This window comes from Puniceicoccus vermicola (genome assembly GCF_014230055.1).
In the GTDB taxonomy this organism is placed as follows: Bacteria; Verrucomicrobiota; Verrucomicrobiia; order Opitutales; family Puniceicoccaceae; genus Puniceicoccus; species Puniceicoccus vermicola.
Genome location: NZ_JACHVA010000110.1, coordinates 1 through 3,450, shown reverse-complemented (window position 1 = coordinate 3,450; position 3,450 = coordinate 1). Strand labels below are relative to the sequence as shown.

General features: G+C 51.4%; 6 protein-coding genes. 1 reads left to right on the top strand and 5 read right to left on the bottom strand.

Features of this window, described 5'->3' with window-relative positions; all coding sequences use genetic code 11:
- On the bottom strand, positions 1-287 hold a 287-nt coding region (locus H5P30_RS14380; RefSeq protein WP_185691752.1), incomplete at its 3' end, for a PIG-L deacetylase family protein.
- A 173-nt stretch (positions 288-460) separates the two neighbouring features.
- On the opposite strand from H5P30_RS14380, the gene H5P30_RS14375 reads away from it, so the two are divergent.
- Positions 461-1,327, top strand: a complete 867-nt coding sequence (locus H5P30_RS14375) for a helix-turn-helix domain-containing protein (protein WP_185691751.1) — start codon at positions 461-463, stop codon at positions 1,325-1,327.
- Positions 1,328-1,602: 275 nt separating this feature from the next.
- Here the strand turns inward: H5P30_RS14375 and H5P30_RS14370 are convergent, their stop codons facing one another.
- The 4 genes from H5P30_RS14370 to H5P30_RS14355 all read right to left on the bottom strand — a co-directional run.
- Complete coding sequence (locus H5P30_RS14370) at positions 1,603-2,154, bottom strand: integrase core domain-containing protein (protein WP_185691750.1); 552 nt, start codon at positions 2,152-2,154, stop codon at positions 1,603-1,605.
- A gap of 2 nt (positions 2,155-2,156) precedes the next feature.
- Positions 2,157-2,381, bottom strand: coding sequence for a leucine zipper domain-containing protein (locus tag H5P30_RS14365; protein WP_185691749.1), 225 nt, complete (start codon positions 2,379-2,381; stop codon positions 2,157-2,159).
- Between the two features lie 42 nt (positions 2,382-2,423).
- Positions 2,424-2,657 carry a Wadjet anti-phage system protein JetD domain-containing protein gene (locus H5P30_RS22715; protein WP_354587806.1) on the bottom strand — a complete coding sequence of 78 codons (234 nt, stop codon included), beginning with the start codon at positions 2,655-2,657 and terminating at the stop codon, positions 2,424-2,426.
- A 41-nt stretch (positions 2,658-2,698) separates the two neighbouring features.
- The coding region (locus H5P30_RS14355; RefSeq protein WP_185693118.1) for an IS5 family transposase at positions 2,699-3,450 on the bottom strand (752 nt) is incomplete at its 5' end.

Genomic DNA, 3,450 nt, shown 5'->3' with positions numbered 1-3,450 from the left:
ATGGAGAGCGAGCGGCGATCATAGAAAACGGCGAGGTCATCAAAAACCGGTTTGTGCGCGTATGCGCCCAATACCGCGGCGGACGCTCGGGACTCTTTCCATCGAATATTGGCGGTCTCCTCTCTGCCGCGAACCGCATCCCCACAACAGCCATTCGCCAGATTCCACATATGCACGGAACAACCTACCTCTTTCAAATGAGCAAGAGTGCCTGCAAAGCAGAACTCAATGTCATCCGGATGCGCTACAGCGGCGAGAACCGTTGGGAGGGGGGGGGAAGAATTCATCGGACCTCAGTATAGATCGAAGTCAACAGATTCTCTTCTACCCTATTGCAAATGTTTCAATACTATTTTAACACAAATCCATCGAGAGACGTGTATCATGAATCATAACGTTCTCCGTGAGAGAAATAATCGCGATGACTCTTCCAGACAGAACCTAAGATGACCCATCTGATATGATACCGGATCCACCACAGCTTGAAGCCCTTTCCGGAGGCCAGATTGGAGTCAAAGTTTCCACCTTCTCCAAACCAAGCGTGGATTCCCATTGGCATTTTCATCCAGAAGTCGAAGTTGTCTGGATCGAGAAAGGTCGGGGCCTTCTTCATTCCGGTCGAGCAATGCGCCCCTATGGACCGGGCGATCTGGTGCTGACTGGATCAAATCTACCTCATGCCTTCACTTCGGATCCCTCCAACAAAAGCGGCGCAAAATGGACCGTCCTCCATTTCCGTCCGCTCGCCTGGGGGGAGAATTTTTGGGCTCTCCCTGAAAATCGCCCTACACGTCTTCTCCTCGATCAGGCGGAGCGCGGAGCGATTTTCCCCAAATACTCCGCCAACAATTGCTACGAAATACTGCGACGGATGGAGAATCGAACCAAGATGGATGCTCCGATCGCGTTGTTGCTCGACCTTCTCCATTCTCTCGCGATTACCACCTCTCATGAATGGTTGAACACCCCGAATTTCTCAGTGAAGAAAGCGGCGCATATTGATTCTCGTCTAGAATCTGTTCTCCGGAAAATAGAAACTAGATTCACGGAGTCCAACCTCACCCAAGCTGAGATCGCCAAGGGTATCGGTATGTCGCCCCAAGCATTCTCGCGGTTCTTCAAAAACAAAAGCGGACGGCACTTTCACCGCCACCTAAACGAATTGCGAGTCGCTCGCGCCTGCTCTATCCTAATTGGAAGTCGTAAATCCGTTACCGAAATCGCTTACGCGGTTGGATTTTCGAACCTATCAAACTTCAATCGGCGCTTCAGGGAAATTACAGGAATGCCCCCCACCGCCTTCCGCTCTAATTTCTACAAGGACTGAACGCATTCATTCATCCAGCAAATCGCCTTTCACCCAGCTTTTCAATGCACTGAACATTTCGGGTGCGTGGCGGGCGACGACTAAACAAGGAATCGATTATCGGGGAACGATGGATACGGGTTGACAGGTTCCGGATTGCTGGGAACGTCGGGCGCAGGGCTTCCCCAAAATCGTTCATGGGCTCTTTCTCCTTTTTCGACTTCATTTGAGTTTCGTCCAGTATTTGCGCTTTTCAGCGTAATTCTGGACAAAAACAACCGCTCATTCCCGTAGCCCTACCCTGCATCCGTAGTAGATCTCGCCCAGACAGAAGTTGACCTCCCCCCGATCAAGAAGTGTCCCGACTCACTGACTTGTCTCACGGTATAGTCTTCGGGGTAACGTATTTTGTCCGTTTCGCCGAGACGCCGGGAACTGGGGCGGTAAACTTCGCCGGGAAAAAGCATGTCCAAAGCCTCGTGAGGACGATCATGATTATACTCATGACGCCAGCGGTCGAAGCGCTTTTGTTGGGCTCTCATGTTCGCCGGCGGAGGCCGAACCGCCTCGGCTTCCAAGTCCAGGTGAGTGCGCTCGTGCCACCCGTTCTCCTGCGGCGATCCCGGCGTCGTGAACTCGACACGGATTCCCTGCTCGATCCACCACACGCTCAGACGCAAGAGTCGGCCCAGAGACCCGGAAGCAAACGGAGAACCGTTGTCCACCCGGATGACCTCCGGCAGCCCGTGATAGCGCATCAGCTTTTTGCAGCTTCTCAAAGTCCCCTTGAACTGCTGATTGGGCTGACACTTGCAGCCGATCACATAACGGCTGTAGCGGTCGCACACCGTCAGCGGATCGCAGAAAGAATTAAACGCTCCACTTCCTCCTCGGTTACAGAAGGACTGCTCCCGGGACAGCGGCTCCTGTCCTTCAACCCGGCCCGTCCTTCGCGACTGTGCCGTTCCAGGTATTTATGCCCGGTCTTCCGGCTGATTCCAAAATCACGACACAGATCCGTGATCGTGAAACGGCCGGTCCCCGCAAGGGTTACAAAACGTTCTTTTTCGGTCATCGATTCGGTCTCTCTCCATGGCATGAATGCCACTATAGAGTGTTACCGATGTCCTTGGGTCATACCAATTAAGTTAAAGCAGGAACGAAATACTACCTTTATATATTCAAAATCGATATGCTCCTGCTCTAGGCGGAGCCCGGAATTCTCACGAAGCATCTCAACCATCGACCTCTCTCCAGGATTTAATGAATCGAATTCACGATCACTGATTGATTGCGCGGCTTCGTGTTTTTGCGTCCGGGAACTAAAGTGTTTCCATGTCTCTAGGTTCATCATGAGCGATTCTACGTGCGACAGGCATGCCCGAAACTGGGCTAGGCCGCGTGGACAAATTCAAATTTAATCCAATCTACTATTGCAGAGAGAGTTACGAATCCGAGGAAGGTTTGGGGGAGTTGCTCGTATCGTGTAGCGACTCTTCTGTATGATTTTATTCTGCAGAAGAAGTTTTCGACGATTCTTCGAAGCCTACCGATTTCCTTGTCGTAAGAGATCGTCTCTTTTCGATTCGCTTTAGGAGGGATGACGCAGAACCCTCCCGCCGATTCAATATGACTTCTGATGCGGTTGGCATCATAGGCCTTGTCGGCGAGAACGAACTTGGCTTTCAAGTTCTTGGGAAGGGTTTCGATGGCACTGACACTGTCGTGTTCATTGCCGGGAACCAAGACAAGGGAAACGGCTCTTCCGGCAAGATTTACCACAGCAGAGAGTTTTGTATTTCTGCCACCTTTGGTTTTTCCAAGTTTTTGTTGTTCAGAATCTAAGGGACTCCGGGAAGCGTCCTGATGAGCCTTGATATGGGAGCCGTCCAGCATCAAGGCGATTTCGTAGTCAGAGTGCTGTTCCGTAAGATTCTGCAGAATCCATCCCCACATGCCTGAACCACACCAGCGGCGAAAACACCGCCAAACACTGTTCCATTTTCCATAACGTTCAGGCAACTGATTCCAAATCGAGCCCGTGCACAATATCCACCAAATCCCATTGAGCGTAGCGTCAAGGTTTCCAACCGGACGCCCTCGGTGGCTTCCTACCTCAGTGCGATATAGGTTGTTAATTTTTT